The organism is Microbacterium sp. CCH5-D1, assembly GCF_001557335.1.
GTDB classification, from domain to species: domain Bacteria; phylum Actinomycetota; class Actinomycetes; order Actinomycetales; family Microbacteriaceae; genus Microbacterium; species Microbacterium oxydans.
The window spans coordinates 1-3763 of sequence record NZ_LSJW01000010.1; the positions used below are offsets into that span (position 1 = coordinate 1).

Sequence of the window (3763 nt, forward strand, 5' to 3'; positions counted from 1 at the left end):
TCGGCGACGTCCCCCCACCTCCCCGCCGGCGTGTGGTCGACGATGCGCCGGTTCGCCTCCGCGTCCCCACGCGTCTCGGAGGTAATCGGGGTGGCGAAGTATCCCGGGGCGATCGCGTTGACCTGGATGCCGTGTCCGCCGAGCTCGTCGGCGTACGCCTTCGTGAGCCCGGCGATGCCGTGCTTGGTCGCCGCGTAGGCGGGCGACCCGAGTCCGCCAAGGAACGAGAACAGCGAGGCGATGTTGATGATCTTCCCCGAACCTTGCGGGATCATCCACTTGGTCGCTTCGTGCGACATCTCGAACGCGGCGGTGAGGTTGACCGCGACCATGGGGTCCCACTGCGCGCGGCCGAAATCGGTCACGTCCGCGATGCGGCTGATCCCGGCGGAGTTCACCAGGATGTCCAGCCCCCCGAACGCCTCGACGCATGCGTCGATCACCCGGGCAGGTGCCCCGTCGGCGGTGATGTCGATGCGCAGCTCCCGGTAGCCGACCCCGGCCTCGGCGAGGAGCGCAGCGGTCTCGCCACGGTCATCGAAGAGGGTGGGGACGAACACGTCGGCTCCCGCCTTGGCGAGGGCGAGCGTGAACGCCTGACCGAGGCCGGTGTTCCCGCCCGTTACGATCGCTCGTCTGCCCTGGAGTGAGAAGTGATCGAGGGAGAATTCGGTGATGTGCACGATGATCCTTCAGGAAAGAGAGCCAGCGAACGGATCGGCGATGCCGATGTAGGTCGTCTCGAGGTATTCGTCGATCCCCTCGAACCCGCCCTCACGACCGATGCCGGACTGCTTGACGCCCCCGAACGGGGCAGCCGGGTTCGACACGAGGCCGGTGTTGAGGCCGAACATCCCTGTCTCGAGCCGCTCGGCCAGACGGAGACCGCGATTGAGGTCCTGCGTGTACGCGAAGCACACGAGGCCGTACTCGGAGGCGTTGGCGAGCCGCACCGCCTCGTCCTCGTCGCGGAAGGTCGTGATCGGCGCGACCGGGCCGAAGATCTCCTCCTGGAGGATGCGGGCGTCCCGAGGCACGTCGACGAGCACGGTCGCAGGGTAGAAGTACCCACGACCCTGCGGAACGCTTCCGCCGAGTGCGATGCGCGCGCCGTCCTCGACAGCGCCGGACACGAGCTCGACGACCTTGTCCCGGGTCGACTGGTCGACGAGCGGGCCGAGCGTCGATTCCGGGTCGGTGCCGCGCGCATTCACGGAGCCGGCCATGCGGTCGATGAGGCGGGAGGTGAAGACGTCGGCCACGCTCTCGTGGACGAGGAATCGGTTCGCCGCCACGCATGCCTCCCCGCCGTTGCGCAGTTTCGCGAGGAGGGCTCCTTCGACAGCCGCATCGATGTCGGCGTCCTCGAAGACGAGGAACGGTGCGTTGCCGCCGAGTTCCATCGACACGCGCAGCACCTGGTGGGCGGCGTCGGCGATCAGCCGTCGTCCCACCTCGGTCGATCCGGTGAAGGAGAGCTTGCGCAGGCGGGGATCGGCGATGAGTGGCCCGGTGACCGCACCCGCGCGGCTGGTCGGGATGACGTTCACGACCCCGTCCGGCACCCCGGCCTCGCGCAGGACTTCGGCGAAGAGCAGGGCCGTGAGGGGCGTGAGCGCCGCAGGCTTGAGCACCGAGGTGCACCCGGCGGCGAGCGCCGGAGCGATCTTGCGTGTCGCCATCGCGAGGGGGAAGTTCCAGGGCGTGATGAGAAGGCTGGGTCCCACGGGGCGTTTCGCGACGAGCAGTCGATTGCGGCCGTCCGGTGCGGTGGCGTAGCGCCCCGAGATGCGCGGCGCCTCCTCCGAGAACCAGCGCAGGAACTCGGCTCCGTAGGCGACCTCGGCACGCGACTCGGCGAGCGGCTTGCCCATCTCGAGGGTCATGACGAGTGCGAAGTCCTCCGCGCGTGCCGTGACGATGTCGAATGCCCGGCGGAGGATCTCACCCCGTTCACGCGGAGCGGTCGCTGCCCAAGCCGCCTGTGCTGCGGCGGCCGCATCCAGCGCCGCCATGCCGTCCTCCGGCGTCGCGTCGGCCACCTCGGCGAGCACGTCGCCGGTCGACGGGTCGTGAACCGCGAAGGTATGCCCTGAGGCCGCGTCCCGCCACTGCCCGCCGATCAACAGGCCCTTCGGTATGGAGGCGATGACGTCGAGCTCGCGAGCGGCGCTCATACTGCCACCTCCCGACGCAGGTCGCGGCCGAGGACCTCTTCGTACAGGCGCACGGGTGTCATCTCGCCTGCACGGTCTCCGTAACGGGCGCGCGCCCGACGGAAGATCTGCTCGACGAGCGAGGACACCTCCACCGGCATTCCCACCGATCGAGCGAGGTCGATGGAGAGGCCCAGGTCCTTGCACGCGAGTGCGATCGCGAACCCCTCGTCGTAGTCGCCGTGGTCGAGAATGGACAGCACGTCGCGGGAGACGAAGGTGCTGTTCGCCGGGCTCGCGATGAGCGCGTCGCGAAGCACACCGAGGTCGACGCCCGCCGCGACGCCGACCGAGAGCACCTCGGCGGTCGCAACCAGGTGCGAGAACCACAGCTGGTTGATCATGAGCTTCACTGCGTACCCGGCGCCGTGACCGCCCACATGGAGGATCCGCTCCGGGTCGCCCATCGCCTCGAACACGGGGCGCAGCCGCTCGACGTCTGCGGCCTCCCCTCCCACGAAGATCTGCAGCATTCCGTTCGCCGCCCCCACCGACATCCCGCTCACGGGCGCATCGACCAGGTGCAGACCGCGGCCGGCGGTCGAGGCCCTGACGCCGTCCAGCACATCGGGCACGGAGGTGGACATGTCGATCCAGGTGCCGCCGTCGGGAAGCCCGGCGACGAGACCTTCCGGGCCCGTCGCCACGGCTTCGACGTGTTTCGGCGTCGGCAGCATCGTGATCACGAGGTCGCTGGATGCGGCGACCTCGCGGGGCGTGTCCGCCCACGTCGCACCGCCGGCGATCAGCGCGTCCGCCGACTCGCGTCGGAGATCGGTGACCACCAGGGGGAAGCCGGCAGCCTGCAGGTTGAACGTCATGCCGGAGCCCATGTTGCCGAGGCCGATGAAGCCGACGGTGGGCCGGGTCTCGACGCGTTCGGGGTCGAGGACGGGGGTGGGAGAACTCATCGGTCGTGCGTGTCCTTCGAGATCGGAGTGGAGGGGCTGAAGAAGGGATTACGTGGCTCGTGCCGCGCAGCGAGCACCTCGTCGAGGAGCGGCAGCCCGCCGGCGCCGTTCACCAGTGCGGTGCGCGTGGCCTCGCGGTTGTTCCGGTAGACGGCCTCGGCGTCGTCGGCTGCGGGGTTCACCCACACCGCGGCGATGAGGGCGTGCGTCTCCGCGGACTCGGAGGGGATGGCCCCCTCGGCCACGGCATCCGCGACGCCGGCCGCCACGCCCGCCTGCGCGGGGCCCCAGATGAGGAGGCCGTGCTCGTCGCCGACCGGGGCCGCCTTGGTGACGAACAGGGTCATCGGCTTGACCGGCAGGGAAGGCCGGAGCACGGCGACGAAGGGCACGTGCCCTGCGCTGGGGCTGGCGAGGGCGGTGGCCCATGCCGTCCCCGCCGGGCCCTCGCGATGACCGAGCACGGTGTTGATGTGCGCCGCGTTCACGCCTTCTCCGACGAAGCTCTCGCCGATCTGGAGGGACGCGGTCATCAGATGAGTCCCTGCTCTTCGAGCCAGTCGATCGCGATGTCCTCGGGATCCTCACCGTCGACATCGGCCTTGGCGTTGAGCTCCTGCATGACCTCGGTGGTCA

5 protein-coding genes are annotated in these 3763 nt (G+C 69.6%); all 5 read right to left on the reverse strand.

Going from position 1 to position 3763, the window contains the following annotated elements; all coding sequences use genetic code 11:
• Positions 1–683 (reverse strand): SDR family NAD(P)-dependent oxidoreductase (locus tag AX744_RS00760; protein WP_061015115.1); only part of this gene is annotated, 683 nt, incomplete at its 3' end.
• Positions 684–692: 9 nt separating this feature from the next.
• Positions 693–2177, reverse strand: coding sequence for an NAD-dependent succinate-semialdehyde dehydrogenase (locus AX744_RS00765; RefSeq protein ID WP_046749666.1), 1485 nt, complete (start codon positions 2175–2177; stop codon positions 693–695).
• Positions 2174–3127, reverse strand: coding sequence for an NAD(P)-dependent oxidoreductase (locus AX744_RS00770; protein ID WP_061015116.1), 954 nt, complete (start codon positions 3125–3127; stop codon positions 2174–2176). The genes AX744_RS00765 and AX744_RS00770 overlap by 4 nt, the downstream gene beginning before the upstream one ends.
• Positions 3124–3660, reverse strand: coding sequence for a formaldehyde-activating enzyme (gene fae / locus AX744_RS00775; RefSeq protein WP_061015117.1), 537 nt, complete (start codon positions 3658–3660; stop codon positions 3124–3126). The genes AX744_RS00770 and fae overlap by 4 nt, the downstream gene beginning before the upstream one ends.
• Positions 3660–3749 (reverse strand): hypothetical protein, encoded by a 90-nt coding sequence (locus AX744_RS21175; RefSeq protein WP_269454434.1) that lies wholly within the window; start codon positions 3747–3749, stop codon positions 3660–3662. The genes fae and AX744_RS21175 overlap by 1 nt, the downstream gene beginning before the upstream one ends.
• Between the last annotated feature and the right edge of the window lie 14 nt (positions 3750–3763).